General features: G+C 54.6%; 16 protein-coding genes. 5 read left to right on the forward strand and 11 right to left on the reverse strand.

Features of this window, described 5'->3' with window-relative positions; all coding sequences use genetic code 11:
* Positions 1-49 precede the first annotated feature (49 nt).
* The gene (locus NBV64_RS12220; protein WP_022983286.1) at positions 50-1,123 is read right to left on the reverse strand and encodes a linear amide C-N hydrolase; all 1,074 of its coding nucleotides are present in this window, start codon (positions 1,121-1,123) and stop codon (positions 50-52) included.
* A gap of 543 nt (positions 1,124-1,666) precedes the next feature.
* Positions 1,667-1,996: a hypothetical protein gene (locus NBV64_RS12225; RefSeq protein ID WP_009456315.1), complete on the reverse strand. Its 330-nt coding sequence runs from the start codon at positions 1,994-1,996 to the stop codon at positions 1,667-1,669.
* Between the two features lie 106 nt (positions 1,997-2,102).
* Here NBV64_RS12225 and NBV64_RS12230 point away from each other — a divergent pair, with 106 nt between their 5' ends.
* Positions 2,103-2,906 carry a hypothetical protein gene (locus NBV64_RS12230; protein WP_009456314.1) on the forward strand — a complete coding sequence of 268 codons (804 nt, stop codon included), beginning with the start codon at positions 2,103-2,105 and terminating at the stop codon, positions 2,904-2,906.
* A 43-nt stretch (positions 2,907-2,949) separates the two neighbouring features.
* On the opposite strand, the gene NBV64_RS12235 is transcribed toward NBV64_RS12230, so the two are convergent.
* Positions 2,950-5,025 carry a catalase gene (locus tag NBV64_RS12235; protein WP_022983288.1) on the reverse strand — a complete coding sequence of 692 codons (2,076 nt, stop codon included), beginning with the start codon at positions 5,023-5,025 and terminating at the stop codon, positions 2,950-2,952.
* Between the two features lie 249 nt (positions 5,026-5,274).
* Between NBV64_RS12235 and NBV64_RS12240 the strand changes: the two genes are divergently transcribed.
* Positions 5,275-6,399: a metallophosphoesterase gene (locus NBV64_RS12240; RefSeq protein WP_250755872.1), complete on the forward strand. Its 1,125-nt coding sequence runs from the start codon at positions 5,275-5,277 to the stop codon at positions 6,397-6,399.
* A 22-nt stretch (positions 6,400-6,421) separates the two neighbouring features.
* On the opposite strand, the gene NBV64_RS12245 is transcribed toward NBV64_RS12240, so the two are convergent.
* A complete protein-coding gene (locus NBV64_RS12245; RefSeq protein WP_250755873.1) occupies positions 6,422-7,198 on the reverse strand; it encodes a DNA alkylation repair protein in 777 nt (258 codons plus the stop codon).
* Positions 7,195-7,683: a MarR family winged helix-turn-helix transcriptional regulator gene (locus NBV64_RS12250; protein ID WP_022983289.1), complete on the reverse strand. Its 489-nt coding sequence runs from the start codon at positions 7,681-7,683 to the stop codon at positions 7,195-7,197. The genes NBV64_RS12245 and NBV64_RS12250 overlap by 4 nt, the downstream gene beginning before the upstream one ends.
* A gap of 311 nt (positions 7,684-7,994) precedes the next feature.
* Here NBV64_RS12250 and NBV64_RS12255 point away from each other — a divergent pair, with 311 nt between their 5' ends.
* Entirely contained in the window at positions 7,995-9,278 is a 1,284-nt protein-coding gene (locus tag NBV64_RS12255) for a pyridoxal phosphate-dependent aminotransferase (protein WP_009456304.1), read from the forward strand.
* A gap of 56 nt (positions 9,279-9,334) precedes the next feature.
* Here NBV64_RS12255 and NBV64_RS12260 read toward each other — a convergent pair whose 3' ends face one another.
* On the reverse strand, positions 9,335-10,237 hold the full coding sequence (locus NBV64_RS12260; RefSeq protein ID WP_250755874.1) for a LysR family transcriptional regulator: 903 nt from the start codon (positions 10,235-10,237) through the stop codon (positions 9,335-9,337).
* 142 nt (positions 10,238-10,379) lie between these two features.
* Here NBV64_RS12260 and NBV64_RS12265 point away from each other — a divergent pair, with 142 nt between their 5' ends.
* Positions 10,380-10,781, forward strand: a complete 402-nt coding sequence (locus tag NBV64_RS12265; protein WP_022983255.1) for a RidA family protein — start codon at positions 10,380-10,382, stop codon at positions 10,779-10,781.
* Positions 10,782-10,821: 40 nt separating this feature from the next.
* Here the strand turns inward: NBV64_RS12265 and NBV64_RS12270 are convergent, their stop codons facing one another.
* Both NBV64_RS12270 and NBV64_RS12275 read right to left on the reverse strand, forming a co-directional pair.
* Positions 10,822-11,409, reverse strand: a complete 588-nt coding sequence (locus NBV64_RS12270) for a TetR/AcrR family transcriptional regulator (protein ID WP_022983256.1) — start codon at positions 11,407-11,409, stop codon at positions 10,822-10,824.
* Positions 11,410-11,865 carry a MaoC family dehydratase gene (locus NBV64_RS12275; protein ID WP_250755875.1) on the reverse strand — a complete coding sequence of 152 codons (456 nt, stop codon included), beginning with the start codon at positions 11,863-11,865 and terminating at the stop codon, positions 11,410-11,412.
* 730 nt (positions 11,866-12,595) lie between these two features.
* Between NBV64_RS12275 and NBV64_RS12280 the strand changes: the two genes are divergently transcribed.
* Entirely contained in the window at positions 12,596-14,338 is a 1,743-nt protein-coding gene (locus tag NBV64_RS12280) for an ABC-F family ATP-binding cassette domain-containing protein (RefSeq protein WP_250755876.1), read from the forward strand.
* 99 nt (positions 14,339-14,437) lie between these two features.
* On the opposite strand, the gene NBV64_RS12285 is transcribed toward NBV64_RS12280, so the two are convergent.
* From NBV64_RS12285 to NBV64_RS12295, 3 genes are all read right to left on the reverse strand, one after another.
* On the reverse strand, positions 14,438-14,941 hold the full coding sequence (locus NBV64_RS12285; protein WP_009456292.1) for a GNAT family N-acetyltransferase: 504 nt from the start codon (positions 14,939-14,941) through the stop codon (positions 14,438-14,440).
* Positions 14,942-14,974: 33 nt separating this feature from the next.
* Positions 14,975-15,466, reverse strand: a complete 492-nt coding sequence (locus NBV64_RS12290; protein WP_009456291.1) for a RidA family protein — start codon at positions 15,464-15,466, stop codon at positions 14,975-14,977.
* A gap of 203 nt (positions 15,467-15,669) precedes the next feature.
* Positions 15,670-16,287, reverse strand: a complete 618-nt coding sequence (locus NBV64_RS12295) for a LysE/ArgO family amino acid transporter (RefSeq protein ID WP_009456290.1) — start codon at positions 16,285-16,287, stop codon at positions 15,670-15,672.
* Positions 16,288-16,344 lie beyond the last annotated feature (57 nt).

The raw sequence follows: 16,344 nt of genomic DNA on the forward strand, positions 1-16,344 counted from the left end.
CGGCTATGCCCCGGGTATTCAGCCTAGAGTGGCATATACCACTGCCCCATTAAACAGCGGGCGGTTCGGCGGGTTCGAACTTGAATGGCTGGGCTGGTTTGAAGTGGTCCAGCACTTCACCCATGTAGACCTTGCTTTGCTCCGGCCCCAGATCCAGCTTCATCACTTTGCCGGTTTCTGCCGAAAAATCCGCTTTTTTCATATCCACCCAGAATGCACCGGGTGACAGAACCGAATCAAAATAATACAAACTACGTTGATGGTCGAACACCGTGCGCCAGCGTGTCGAGGAGTTGTTGGGCTGACCGGGCACTGTCATGCCATATGGAGTAGAAGCGTTACGTATCACGCTCAACACACTGGCTACGGCCTTGTCATCACTCAGGTTGCGTGGCACTGCATCAATGTAAAAAGAGGCGCGAGCAAAACGATCTGCAGCACGGCTAGTGCCGGGTAACATGTTCATGCCCCCCACCTGTTGCCAGTAATCCTTGATGGCCAATTGCTGATCAAATGTGGGCGAATTGGTCAGAACCTGATATTTACGACTATGGTGGATGTGTTGCTTACCGTCGATATACTCGATAATCGCACTATCCCCTGTGGCATCCGACATGGACAGGTGCAAAGTTGCCAAGCGATCTTCACCTTTGACCTTGGCAGTAACGACTACAAAGGGATTTTTTTCTAATGCAGCAACCGCTTCGGCCACGGTTGCAAAATTATCCAAGACGTACTGTCCCCACAAAGACATGCTTAAGGTCTTATCGCCTTTTTGAGGCGTGGGATATTGGGACTCCACCAGCCACAGCAAGTTGACGTTCAAACCTTTTTCATTGGCCCCGTCGGTAGAAGCAATGTCATAACCCGACGCAATCACGCTGCCGTATTTCGAGGTCCACTCAATGGACGAGGGGCCAGCTTCGCCAGTACGTTTTTCACCGCGAGGAAAAATCCAGAGGTTGGTGCCGACATCCAGCTTCCAGTCCATGGAACGACCGGTAATCACCTGTCCGTTATCACCCAGAAAAACAGCTCGGGTACACGCCTGAGAGGCCGCAGGCACCAAAGCCAGCCCAACTGCGCATGCCAGCAAAGTACGACGACATTTTTTTAGCAACATCTTTCTCTCCAGAGACGGCTAGCCGCCCAATCAATAAAACAAAAAAACCGACTGCTTACACAGCCGATACATTGGACACGGGTGTAACAAAAACAAGATTAGGACATTGCGTCAAGCCAAGTTAAGTCTTGTGGTGCAAGACCGACAAAAACGGAGCATGAAATCCCTTGTTTTGAGAATAAAAACATTTGCTAACTCATGATCGACCGCAATATTATTTTTTCTTCCTGATCGCCTTGAAACTGCGTTTTTCACTCTGAAAACGTGGGTAGCTGCCTTATCAGCCCGCGTATAAATGAACCAAATACGATCTCCAAACTAAACAGGCCTTTTTCTTGTTTTAAAAAACTTAAAAATAGTCATTCAGATCTGAAAACACAGGCGATGTGTGCTCGAAATCTTTTACCCAGAACTGGAAGATCATTAATTACCAGGAATGGCCAAATCCTACCCGTAGGCACAAGGAACGGCATAATGCCTCGACACGGACTTCAATAACATGCAATAAAAAACAGCCCGTAACGGGCTGTTTTGCAAATTCATCTAAAACTCCAGGCAATCAAAAAACCCCGGCAATCCTGCATAGCTATCCATGAGCTGGTCAATGACATAAGCACTATCACGGGTTTCCAGAGCCAGCAGGTTTTCCCGGTAATCTTCTTCAGCTAAGCCAACGGCTATGCGACCCGGTTCGACACGGGCACCGGCCAGCAGCTCGGACAGCTTGGGGTCCTGCATCGCCTCCAGGGCAGCGCGCAAGGCCAGTTCTTCGTCCGTGAAACCAACTTGTCCGGTGCGATCAGCGTGTAACGCCGCTTGCACTAAGGGCAACAAATTATCAATATCTTGCTTGCTAAGGTAAAACACATGCATGACACGTTCTCCACGGGTTGGTGATCGGCTAGTCCAGCATACCGAAAGACACAAGACTGGCGCTAGTGCACCGTCATTTACAGAATTAAAAAGAGGGGCCATGACAATGATGCGTAAACTCACTTATTCCCGCTGGCTATTATTGGGAATCTTGCCACTGGCCAGTCTGGCTCATGCCCAAGTGAGTGCTCAAGGTCCAGACGCCATGTCCGACAGCACGACTTCGCCACACTATGCCGTGCAGATTACACCCTATGCCTGGATTACCGGCTTGTCGGGTGAGTCCTCCCCCTTCAAACGCGCGCCCTCCCTGGATATAGAAAAGTCCTTTTCAGATGTCCTGCACGATCTGCGTGCCGCGGCCTTTCTGAACGCCTGGGTACGTCGAGACCGCTATGTATTCAACAGTGACCTGCTCTACGTGAACACACGCGAAAGTGAAGTAATAGGTGGTTTGCCTTTGGTCGGTGCTGCAGAAGGGACCGTGGACACACGTCTGTTCATGGCCACATTGCAAGGTGGTTACCGCATCTACGACACTGAACAAGCCAGCCTGGACGCACTGGCCGGTTTTTCGTTTTGGGATATACGCACCCGTGCCCATCTGAGTACGGCTGGCCGAACCCGACATCATCAGGAGAGCTTCAATTGGGTGGACCCCATGATAGGACTGCGTGCGTTCTATCGTTTCACCCCGGAGTTTTCCACTCAAGCCCAGATCCACTTGGGCGGCTTTGGCGTGGGCTCGCGCCTGAGCTATCAAGCTACCTTGACCTTGAACTACGACCTGTCAGAGAACTTCTCCATCGCTGCCGGATACAAGATGCTGGATGTGGACTATCGTCGCTCCGGCCATGTCTTTGACACTCGCATGTCGGGCCCCGTGCTAGGGCTGAGCTGGCGCTACTGACGGCACGTGAAAGGGGGCAGCACCGCCCCCTTTTCACAAGACATCAGGCCATACCATCTACCTGATGCCGTCGCTCCCAGAACCGTGAAGACACTTTTTCAAGCAGATCATCACCGGTTTTAATGACGAACACACCCTTGTCTACTGATACGCCCGCCCTGTCCAGCAAGGGCTGGGCTGCGCCGTTATGACCAATTGCTTTCAAGTGTCCATAGGCGTCGGCTACAAAATCCACTGCCGCCTTGTTAGTGCACAGTTTTGAAGCCTCTTCCTGGGTAAGCAGCAAGGCCACCGCATCAAACAGAACCGAGGGCGCACCCGCAATCTTTTCGTCGGCAGCCAAGTGTGTGCCGTCTGACAGCGTCACCCCCCCTACTTGCGGAGCGATAAGCTTGACGGCCACCCCGGCTTCCTGAGCCCCTGTCAGCAGCATTTCCAGCAAGCCCTTGTCAGCTCCGTCCGTTACCAGAATACCCAGCATCCGACCGGCAATCGGCGACTTCTGGGCCAGTATGGACAAGGCTTTGGAAGGTGCCATGTCGATCGGCTCGCGGGCGGGCTTGGCAGGAGGCGGCAAATCCAGCCCCAATCCCTGAGCCGCTCGTTTGGCCAGATCCTCATCAATGACACGCATGTGCGAGAGCACACGCACACGAACATGATTGAGCTGGACCTTGGACAGTTCAAATACCAGCCCGGCAATCAGATGCTCCTGCTCAACTTCAGTCTGAGAGCGATAAAACAATCGGGCCTGGCTGTAATGATCCGAGAACGACTCAGCCCGTACACGCAGTTTTGCGCCATCGTCTACGGTACTGGGGAAGGTGCGAAAGCCATGCGGCTGCGCGCGCGGTCCGCCCGATTCACCCGCCTCCTCCAGGCTATTGGGCTCGTAGGTCGCACGGCCCTTGGGAACCTGCGTCTGCATCATGCCGTCGCGCTGCATATTACTGAATGGGCAGCGGGGTGCATTGATAGGAATCTGATGAAAGTTGACCGTTCCCAGTCGAGACTTTTGCGTATCCAGGTAGGAGAACAAGCGGCCTTGCAGCAAGGGATCATCCGTAAAGTCGATTCCCGGAATGATGTTGGACGGCAAGAAAGCAACTTGCTCGGTCTCTGCAAAGAAGTTGTCGGGATAACGATCCAGAACCATACGACCCACAATTTTGACGGGCAGACTTTCCTCGGGAATGAGTTTGGTCGCATCCAGCACATCGTAGTCCTGCTTGTCAGCCCACTCCTGATCGAAAACCTGCACACCCAGTTCCCACTCCGGGAAGGCTTCGTTTTGAATCGCCTCGTACAAATCGCGTCGTAGATAATCCGAGTCCGCCCCGGAAATCTTGACCGCCTCATCCCACAGGGTGGACTGCAAGCCCTGCTTGGGTTTCCAATGAAACTTCACAAAGTGCGACTTGCCCTTGGCATTCACAAAACGGAAAGTGTGCACACCAAAGCCCTGCATCATGCGAAAGGACCGTGGCAAGGCTCGATCAGACATCAGCCACATCACGGTATGCAAAGACTCGGGCATCAGGGAGACAAAATCCCAGAATGTGTCATGGGCTGACGCTGCCTGGGGAAAGCCCCGGTCCGCCTCGGGTTTGACGGCATGGATCAGATCCGGGAACTTGATGGCGTCCTGGATAAAAAAAACGGGCATATTGTTGCCCACCAGATCCCAGTTGCCTTGCTCGGTATAGAACTTGACCGCGAAACCACGCACGTCGCGTGGTGTGTCTTTGGAGCCTTTAGAGCCGGCTACCGTTGAGAAACGACAGAACACCGGCACCCGATGTCCTTCCTTTTGAAATACACAGGCCTGGGTCAACTCCGGGATTGCTTGCGTGCATTCAAAATAACCATGTGCTCCTGTGCCGCGAGCATGAACAATGCGCTCCGGTATACGTTCATGGTCGAAATGGAATATTTTCTCGCGCAGGACAAAATCTTCCAACAAGGTCGGGCCACGCGCCCCGAAACGCAAGGAATTCTGATTGTCCGATATCGGTACGCCATGATTGGTCGTCAACTCAGCATGGCCAAACTGATGTAACTCCCCGCCTTGCCCCACGGCATCCTGATTGGTTTTGGCTGCGGATTTTTTAGTCACCATATGTCCTCCAATCAAATCAAACGAAAACCCCGTTCCACTGGGGTGCCCTTGGGAAAAAGCCTAGAAGTTTTAATGACTTGATGTGCGAAGCAATCTCTCAAAACGTAATCAAGCATGTCCACCTTTTTTCGTGACGGAGCTGTAACTGTCTGATGAGCGCTGACATCATGCCCACTTCCTCGCTCTATACTGGGCACGCTTTATCGCCTGCTCAAGCGCGGGCTCCCCGTTTCTTTTTGGAATGATTTCGTGTTTCAAGTCGCTGCCCTCGTTTTTGCCCTTTATGTCGCCTGGCGACTGATCAAACCGCTGAAGATCAAACCCTGGATCAAATGGCTGCTCAGCATCTTGGCCGTCGCCGCCACCTTCCACCACTACACCGTAGCGCTGTTCTGGGGCTCACGGGCCTCACCGGAAATTCCCGCACCAGTCATCATGGTCCTGGGCTGGGCTTTTGGGGCCGTCCTGCTGGCCGCCTGCTTTACCTTGATCACCGATCTGGCAGGTTTACTGATGCGCGTTCTGTACAAGCCAGCCGGGCTGCTTCTGTTGCGCTCCTCTACCTTGCGGGGCATGCTGGGCATCGCAGCGGTCAGCCTGTCCGCACTGGGTGTCTGGCAGGCAGTGCAAGTCCCCGAGCTCAAGTCCATCGAAGTAAAGGTCAAGGGCCTGTCCCCCAAGCTGGATGGTTTCAAGCTGGTGCAACTGACTGATCTGCACGCCAGTCGTCTGCTGCAAGGCCCCTGGATACAAGCCATTGTTGATAAAACACAGGCTTTGAAACCGGACCTGATCGTCATTACTGGTGATCTGGTCGATGGCACGGTGAAAGCGCGCCGCGATGACGTCGCCCCCTTGCAAGCCCTGTCTGCCCCGCAAGGGGTGTGGGTGATTGCAGGCAACCACGAGTACTACACCCAGTACCAGCCCTGGATAGAGCACTTCAACAGCCTTGGGCTACGTATGCTTCTGAACGAGCACAGCATTATTGAACAAGACGATGCTGCTTTTGCTTTGGCTGGCATTACTGACAAGTCGGCAGCCGTGCATGGGCAACCCATGCCCGATGTAGCTGCAGCAGTCGCCGGGATCCCTGCTGGCATGCCCATCATCATGTTGGCCCACCGCCCTGACACCGCCAAGGAAAGCGCAGCGGCCGGCACGGCCTTGCAGTTGTCGGGCCATACCCATGGCGGCCATATTGTGGGCATGCACAAGATCGTGCAGATGGCCAATCATGGCTATGTGGGTGGACTGTATCAAGTAGGGGATATGCAGTTGTACGTCAGCTACGGTGCCGGACTGTGGGCGGGCTTCCCGCTGCGACTGGGGCGCGCCTCAGAAATCACCTTGATTACCTTGCGCGCCTCCTGATTCCCGGACTGGAACCGGAGCATCAAGACACGCTGCGCAGCGCCCGTCGACACAGGCGCTGCACAGCAGCATTATCCGGCGCTTGCATCTGCCATTGGGCACATAGATCACGCACCCACTGCGGCTGATCCTTGGCCGCATCATTCAAGAAATTGGCTACCGAGTCCTGCACATACACACTGCCATCCCGATACAAGAGCTCAAGAATCGGCAACATGCGTTCCGGTTCTTTTTTCAGGATGGCAATATGTGCGCACCACACTCCCCGAGGGCGCAAAGCCTCACACGCAAAGCGACGCAGATATTCCGAGTCTGAGCGCGCCCACTGCTGCAAGCTCTGAATCGACGCATCCAGCTCGGCCACCAAATGAGGACGTACCGCCATCCAGGACCATTCACGCACACCAAAATGCGCATCATCAGCCAAAGGGCGCAGTGCCTCCAGGCGCTGAGGCACACTTAAAGATGCACGGGCTCCCACCATAAAGCAGGCCCAGCCCCGCACCACATCAGCCGGGTGATCCGAACAGCGCGTCCAGGCCATCTCGCCATACGTGTCCAGCAAATATTCCCCAATGGCTTTCATGCGCTTGAGAATGCCCAATTGGGCCAGGGTGTCGATGTGCTGTGCACCCTGCTCATCCAAATCCGGAAATACGGTCGCCACCAGCACGCGCTGATCGATGGCCAAGGACTCGGTCAGAGTAAGACCCTGGATTTCCCCCTTGGACAGAGCCAGCAAAATATCAGCCGGTATATCCGCGACCTTGGCATAAGCCTTGCGGTTCTCGATACTCATGACGCGTCTTCTCCACCAGCGGCTTTGTTCAACAAGGCGCTAAGCTGGGTGCACTCCGCCTCGGACAAATGCCGGAACAATTCGCCTATCCACTGGGCGTGAGTTCCTACCAGCGTCCTGGCCAACTCCGCCCCCTGAGGGCTGAGTTTCACCATGACAGAACGCCGATCGGTCTGAGCCGCAAAGCGCTGCACCAAGCCCGCTTTCAGCAGCCCATCCACCAGAGTTGTGACAGTCGCCCGCGTCACGCCTGCCCGTTCAGCCAGGATGTGGGAAGGCATCCCGTCGGGTGCTTCCTCCAGCAGGAACAAAAGTACAAAACGGGCTTCACTCAAGCCATGGGGCGCCAACAAGGCGGCGCAGTCCCGATCAATACGGGCAGACAAGGACAGGAGCTGAAAACACAGGGACATGCCCTGAACGTTGACGCCCTTTTGCTGCTCTGCGTGCGAGAGCAAGGCCCGATATTTCGCTTCCAGTTTCATAGTTCGACATCAAATGATTTGATGTCGAATCTTAATATCAGAGCGCTTCAAAAACAAGAAAAATAAAGGAGGGCTGATTTCACATCATGCCAATCCAATCCATAAAGCGGAATATGTCCAGGTAGTAAGGAGCCTATCGACAAAGACAGCCGTTTTTTCGACAAAAGAGTGTCGCCAAAATTCGACAATGCCACATTTTAAGCTTGATGCTTACAAGACAGGCCCACGCATGCGGTAAGGTATAAGGCTGGTCAGGCATCAGCCCTGCCACCGTTCATCAGCAGCACACATGGAATCCGATTACCAGCATCATGAATAGCATCAAGAAATCGAGCAAATTGGCGAATGTTTTGTACGATATTCGCGGCCCCATCATGGACCGGGCCAAACAAATGGAAGACGAGGGCCAGCAACTGATCAAGCTCAATATCGGCAACTTGGCGGTATTCGGTTTTGACGCCCCGGAAGAAATCCAGCTCGACATGATCCGCAACCTGCCCAACTCTTCGGGCTACTCGGATAGCAAAGGTATTTTTGCCGCGCGCAAAGCCGTCATGCACTACACCCAGGAACAAGGGATCAAGGGCGTGACGCTGGAAGATATTTACCTGGGCAATGGCGCCTCTGAGCTGATTGCAATGGCCACCAACGCCCTGCTGGACGACGGTGACGAACTGCTCCTGCCCATGCCCGACTATCCGCTGTGGACGGCTGTCACCAGCCTGTCCGGCGGTACACCCGTGCACTACTTGTGTGACGAATCCAAAGGCTGGATTCCGGACCTGGACGATATCCGCTCCAAGATCACCCCACGCACCAAGGGCCTGGTTGTCATCAACCCGAACAACCCCACCGGCGTGCTCTACCCCGACTCGGTGCTACAAGCTCTGGTCGATATTGCTCGCGAATTCAATCTGGTGCTGCTAGCCGACGAGGTCTACGACAAGGTCCTGTTCGACGACATGAAGCACACCGCCATGGCCAGCCTGTCCAACGACGTACTGACCCTGACCTTCAACTCCCTGTCCAAGAGCTACCGCGCATGTGGTTACCGCGCAGGCTGGCTGGTGATTTCGGGCGACAAGAAAGCCGGTGCCGACTACATCGAAGGCCTGAGCATGCTGGCCAATATGAAGCTGTGCGCGAACGTGCCCGGCCAATGGGCCATTCAGACCGCCTTGGGTGGCTATCAAAGCATTAACGATCTGGTATGCGAAGGCGGACGCCTGCGCCGTCAGCGCGATCTGGCTTACGAGCTGATCACCGCGATTCCAGGGGTCAGCTGCGTCATGCCCCACGCTGCCCTGTACATGTTCCCGCGTCTGGATCCCGAGGTTTATCCCATCAAGGACGACCGCCAATTCTTCCTGCAACTGCTGGAAGCCACCCGCGTGATGCTGGTGCAAGGCACGGGCTTTAACTGGCCTCATCCGGATCACTTCCGCATGGTGTTCCTGCCCCACGAGCCGGACCTGCGCGAGGCCATCAACCGCATCGCCAAGTTCCTGAAAGACTACCGTATCAAGCACGGTACAGAACGGCCTGAGTTTGCCCAGGCGACCATTCCAGTCGTAGACAGCGCCGAAGCCGAATAAAAATCGGACTCAATGAAAAAAGCCAAGGACTCATTCTCCTTGGCTTTTTTTGGCACTCAAGATACTTGAGACAATTGCTCCGCAACCCAATCAATAAAGACACGCAGCCGAACATTCGTATGTTTGCTGCGATGAAAAGCCACATACAAGGGCATAGGGTCCATCGTCCAATCCGGGAATAACGCGATCAGGCGCCCTGCTTGCACCGCTTCCTTGGCCACATACGCCGGCAGGCAAACCAGCCCCAAACCCGCTTCACCCGCTGCCAGATAGGTATTGCCATCATTCACGGCCAAGCCATAACGGCCTGGCAAAGAAACCCGTTCTTTATCGCGACGCAAGGCATAAGGAAACGGTTTGTTCTGATGCTCCCACAGGTACCCCACCATTCGATGCGCAGACCCGTCCAGCTCTTCAGGATGCACAACGGTACCAAACCGCTCCAGATACAAGGGTGCAGCATAGATGGACAGATGCAGCGCCCCCACCCGCTTGGCGATCAAGGACTGGTCCTGAATCTGACCACCTCGAACCACACAGTCCATGCTTTCATCGAGCAGATCTACCGTCTTGTCGCCTACGCCCATATCCAGCTGAATATCCGGGTAGCGTGCGTAGAACGACGGCAAGGCAGGCACCAGCACACGGCTGGCTAAAGGGCTGGGCACATCTACCCGCAAGCGGCCACTGGGCGAAGCCAAGGCTTGGGCCAGATCCCGCTCACTGTCTTCCAGATCGGCCAGCAATTGCACCACACGCTCAAAATAAAGTGCCCCAGCGCTGGTCACACTGACCTTGCGCGTCGTGCGATGCAGCAAGCTCACCTGCAAGCGTGCCTCCAATTGCTGCACCAGATGCGTGGCCCGGGTTCGGCTCAGATGCAAAGCTTGGGCCGCCTTGGTAAAGCTGCCCGTTTCCACCACCTTGGCAAAGGTATGCATCGCTTCGAAACGGTCCACGTATTGTCTCCAATCGGTTGCAGTGATTGTTTTGATTATAGAAATAGTGTTGTCTGCCATCTAGCGTTTATCTGTCCACGCACAAGACCTACAGTGCATAACTCAATGAACTTCACCTGCCCAGCAGGCACTGGAAAGCATGATGACTACCTTACGCCAAGCCGTCTTCCCCACCGAACGCCAAGCCTTGTATGAGCGCGGTCACTACTCACCGGCGATTCGTTCCAATGGCTTTTTGTTTATTTCTGGCCAAGTCGGCAGCCGCGAAGACGGCTCACCCGAGCCGGACCTGGAACAGCAAATACGCCTGGCCTTTGAGAACCTCAATACCGTGCTGGCCGCAGCAGGTTGCAGCTTTGCTCATGTGCTGGATGTGACGCTGTTTTTGGTGAACCCGGAAGCCAATCTGGAAACCCTGTGGAAGGTTCTGCCGGACTACTGGGGGGATGCGCCTTACCCGGCACTGACAGGCGTAGGGGTGCCTTGGCTGTCGGGTTTTCAGTTTGAAATCAAGGTGGTGGCACAACTGCCCGAACAAGCCTGATACGCAAGCTCTTGTCGCCATTATCGATAGGCTAATCGTGCTAATCGGACTCACTGCCAGGCAATGCGGCCAATACCGCAGCCTGCATACTTTGCGTAAACGCGGTATCGCCCATGGCCCGACTGATCATCCCTGTCCCCAACATGGCGGCAAACAAGAGCATGACTTGCTCTTCGGTCTGCTCGGCACACGCTTGCAGGGCAACGCCGCGAAACTGCTCAAACAAGCTCTCTACGCCTTCGCTGTAAATTGCTGTGGTCTGCGCATCCGCAGGCAGGCCGCTGGCCAGGGAAGAAAAGGCCAGGATCGGGCAGCTTTGGGTTTGAGGACGGTGCTTGAAATATCGCCGCATCAGGGCTTGAAACCCCTGCACGGCGTCCTGTTCATAGCGCTGGTTGATACGCTCCCAGGATTCGGAAGACTGGGTAAAAGCAAATCGGGAGGCCTCGTCAATCAAAGCCTCCTTGGAGACAAACTGCTTGTAGAAAGCGCCTGCCGTCAAGCCCGCCTCTTTCATGATGTCCCCGATCGAGACCCCTTCCACTCCATGTTTGCGAAACAGTCGGCAAGCCGTCTCCAGCACACGCTCGCGGTTGCGTTCGGCCTGCTCACGCGAGACACGCCCCATTCAAACCTCCGGACGACGAAAGGCAATCAGCTTGGCAATCAGGCGCTGGCACACCTCATTGTTCTGATTCAGGGTGTGAGACTCCACCACTACCATGCCCCTGTCCGCTTTGGAGCGGGAGAGCTGAATGTCGATGATTTTACTGAGCACATGCAAGACATCGCCAGGGCGCGTAGGCCGTGGCCAATCGATTTGCCCGCCTGCACCAATAATCCCCTGACTGAATACCAGGCTGTCCACCAAAAGCTTCATGGTAATGGCGGCGGTATGCCATCCACTGGCGGCCAGCCCCTGAAAGAACGTGCCCTTGGCCGCCTCTGCATCCAGATGGAAAGGTTGTGGATCAAACTGGCGGGCAAAGCTGATAATTTGCGCTTCATCCAGAGCATGTTCTGCGCTGCGAAACTCCATTCCCAGGGCCAGATCCTCAAGATAGACAGGTGCTGTAAGGCTCATCCGAATACTCTCCAGAAAGTGTGTGAGTGCGCGTCGCTGCCCGCGTAAATAGATTATGGATGGCAGCTATCCTTGCACAGCTTTCCCGGGAAAGCAAGGATAGATTATGGCCATACTCTATTTTTAAAATGGTAATAGTTCTACTTTTTTTACTGCGGAACAAACCATCCAGAAGCTTGCAAGCAGGTGCCTGAATAACGAAAAACAGTCTAAAAATCAGTTCCTTGCGGCCAGTTGAAGGCACAGTATCCAGTGGCACACCCGTCAGGCCACACCCCTGCTACTACAGGGACAATGCATCTTGAATGCTACACATCCCTCCAAAAACCAACGCCTGAGTTTTCTACCGTTCTACATCCTGATTACAATCACACTCTTGCGGTTTTGTCGGAACGAACGGTGTTTCATGCCCGTCTTTCTTTCCCAGGCACAACCAGTCCTTACCCTGCCCTGAGGCCACAAGCTTGTTGATTCAACAAGTCTTTTGTACCCGCTTCAAGCATGGCTAACCCATTGATTAAGAGGAGATCCTACACCTATGTGCACATTCATTTATGCACTCTTCTTTGGTATAGAGAACGGCTCAAGTTTTCGATTTCGCAGCGCGATAATCTAGACTTGAGCGAAGCAATAACTTACTGAAGGACTTCACTCAGGCCTCAAGAATTATCGTCAGCTTCTATTGACGAGGATGCGCTGTACCCGCGCACCCAAGAAACTTGAGCATGTCATGAGTACTTTACTGTCAGTCCACTCACTCTCTTACGAAACCCTTTCCGGTCCTTTATTCAAAGAAATTGCCTTCACTATCAAGGCCGGAGATCGAGTTGGACTTATAGGCCACAACGGTTGTGGCAAAAGCACCTTAATCAGCCTGCTGTGCGGCGAACTGACGCCCAGGCAAGGCAGTATTTCACTAGCAAACCACTGCATTCTGGCGCGTGTTGAGCAATACCTGCCAGCGGATCTGCACGTCTTGAGTTTGCTGAACGCCGTACTGGCTGCCCTGCCCGCAGAGCAGCACGATACGGATGCCTGGCGCGCAGAAAGCTTGCTTGGCGAGATGGGCTTTCAGGAACAGGACTGGCATACCCGGGTCAGTGCCTTAAGTGGTGGGCAGTACACTCGCCTGCTGCTGGCACGGGCCTTGATTACCCAGCCTGATCTGCTCTTGCTGGACGAACCCAGCAACCACCTGGACCTGCCTTCCCTGCTTTGGCTGGAAAGCTTTCTAAGCAATTGGCGCGGCACATTTGTGCTGGTCTCTCACGACCAGCGCTTGCTGGATCGCGTGTGCAACAGCACCATTATTTTGCGCGATCGTACGCTGTCTTTTTTCTCTCTACCCTGCTCGGCTGCGCGTGAAGCGTTGCGCAATCGAGACGAGGCGGATTTGCGTCGTTATCAAGGCGAGCAAAAGGAAATTGATCGCATCGAACAAAGCGCAAAACGCTTGGCTATCTGGGGACAGGTCTACGACAACGAGACCTTTTCCCGCAAAGCCCAAAGCATGGAAAAGCGCCTGTCCAAACTGCGCGAAAACCAGACCGATCTGACGGATGGCACACCCTGGACCTTGCAGTTGCATGGCCTGGACATGAAGGCAGATCGCCTACTGGATATTGCAGATATGGTCGTCAGCCCGGCACAGAACCTGCCTGCTCTCTTTCAAGCCCATGGCCTGCAGGTGCGCAGCGGGGATCACATCGGATTGGTCGGTCGCAATGGTTGCGGTAAATCCTCTTTATTGCGTCAGCTATGGCAATACTGGCAGGACGAGGCGGACATGGACGGGCTGAAGTTTCACCCGCAATGCCGCATTGGTTATTACGACCAGGACCAACAGCAACTGGATGGTTCCAAGACCTTGCTGCATGCCTTGCAGGACTTTTCGCCCTTGCCGGACGATGTCAGGAAAATGGCGCTGATCAGTGCCGGTTTTCCTTATCTGCGGCATGCACAGAAAGTGAATAGCTTGAGTGGTGGCGAGCGTGCTCGGCTGATGTTTATTGCCCTGTCGCTGGCCAACTATCATCTGCTCTTTCTGGACGAGCCAACCAACCACCTGGACCTGGACGGCAAGGAAGAACTGGCAGAGGAACTGTGCGAATTCAAAGGCGGTTTTATCCTGGTCACCCATGACCGGGAGCTGCTGGAGAAAAGCTGCAATCGCTTCTGGCTGGTGGACGAGGGTTCCTTGACGGAAATGCAGGACTTGACGCAGTTGTATGCTGCTCTGGTCCAGACAGGTCAGCCAGAGGAATCCTCACCCATCCTCAGCCCGGGCACAGGAAGCACAACAAGGGCTCAATCAGCCCCCTCCAGCGACGACACATTGCTGGAACAACTGATTGAACTGGAAAGCAAACTGGAGGCTGATCTGGCACGCAAGCCCAAGCATCAAAAGCCTGGCTTGCAAGAGGTCTGGCAAGCGGAAATCCACAAGCTGCGCCAAGCCTTGAACCTGGAGTAATCCAGACCTTATGCCTTGTCTGCTCAACAGATCCGGCAAGGCATAAAAACAGCCCCTTGTTATCAGATTCAACAAGGGGCTGTCTGTATCTGCTGGGCTTCAGTCTGCTAAATCCAGCACCAAGGTCTGCGACATCAAGGACGAACCCTCACGCAAAGGCTCGGGCTCTCCGCTGGGCACAAAGCCGTAACTCTCATACAGCCGGACGGCTGCTTCATTCGTCAGGGTCACGCCTAAGCGAACACAGGCTGCTTGCCTGCTTTTTGCCCATTGCACTGCGGTATCCAGCAGAGCAAAACCCGCTCGCAAACCTCGCGCCGACGGCGCCACCCACATCTGATAAATATCGGCCAGAACGGGCTCTGAGGCAGACAACTTGCACCAGACCAGGCCGCAAGCCTGCCCCTCTTTTTCAGCGAACAAGACGCGGTCCGTCTCGGACGCACAAGCAGCTTGAATCCGCTCCTGCCAGAAATGCTCAGGATGTGTGGACTCCACGGCATAGGTACTCCCAAATGCATCGGGACAATCACGCAAGGCGCCAAGACGCAATGCTTGATACAGACGCCATTCCTGCGCCTGAACCGGACGAATAGAGATCACAACACATCCTTTTCAAGAAAAATCTGGCGGCGATCAAGGTCGCACGGCCGTCACCTCCAGCTCGACCAGCCAGCCTGGGTTCACCAGAGCCTGGACCGCCATGGCTGATCGCACAGGCAGATTTGGCTGCTCCTTGGTTCCAAAGTACTTGGAATAGCCTGCCATGAAGCCGTCAAAATCCAACTTGCCACCCTCCGGAGCAACCAGGAAGGCCTGCATCTTGATAATGTCCCCTACCGACATGCCCATCCCTTCCAACTGAGCCTTGATCTGCTCCATGATGGATTCGGTTTGCTGCTGCATATTGCCGTAGGCTGCCGTGCTGGCCGCATCAGCCGACTTGTCGCGCACAGCGGGAACGGTACCGCTCAAGTACACCGTGGTTTTACCGGCAGGCACTTCCACTGCCGTCAGAATCGGGAAATCCGAATTGGGAATAGGATGGCGCTTCACATCCTGCGCCAACGCCGGCGCAGCCAGGCTACTGATCAAGGCAGCAGAGGCAAGCATCTTCACGACATTCATAGTTTTCTCCTGATTGAAGGTTCAAAAACCAAGACTTCATTAGGTACGAGCTCTTCCCTAAAGCCTATTTAATTTCAGAAAACCGCTCTAAAGTTCAGACAGTTATCTTTTGATTCAAAAAAACTGTCTTTCTGTAGTCTGTGCAGCGGGCTGTTATCCAGGCAGCAATCGCATCCACAGAAAATCTCTAAGGAGTCCAAGGCTTAATGCAAAGGCCTCAACAGCAATAAAGCACACAAAGCCAGCATGAAAACAGCGATGCTGCCATCCAGTACACGCCAGGCCAACGGCTGACGAAACACAGGTTGCAGCAACCGCGCCCCATAGCCCAAGGCCAGAAACCAGCTGGCACTGGCCGCACAGGCCCCCAAAGCAAATGCCCACTGCAAGTTACCGGGATAAGGCGTGGACAGACTGCCCAACAGCACCATCGTATCCAGATAGACGTGGGGGTTCAAAAAGGTGAACGCCAGACAGGTCAGCAAGATACGGCGTCGATTGCGCTCGCTCCCCTGCCCGGCCATCAGGCTTCCTTTACCCGTCCAGGCCCGCTGCGCGGCCAGCAGCCCATACCAGGCCAGAAAAGCCGCGCCACCAAAGCGCAGAACTTGCAGCAAACCAGGCCATTCCTGTACCAACGTACCAATGCCAGCCACGCCCCCCAGAATCAGGACAATGTCGGCCAACGCGCAGATTGCCACCACCAGCCCCACATGACTGCGCTCCAAGCCCTGTCGCAACACAAAGGCATTTTGAGTGCCGATAGCCATGATCAGGCCCGCCCCCGTCAGAAAGCCAGTTGCAACAACAGAGAAGAACATGCCAGCCATCCACAGAATTGAAAAACTGCGTTATGGTGCTGTCATTTACGGTTTAAG

The sequence above is a fragment of the Alcaligenes sp. DN25 genome, assembly GCF_023674485.1.
Taxonomy (GTDB): domain Bacteria; phylum Pseudomonadota; class Gammaproteobacteria; order Burkholderiales; family Burkholderiaceae_B; genus Alcaligenes; species Alcaligenes phenolicus.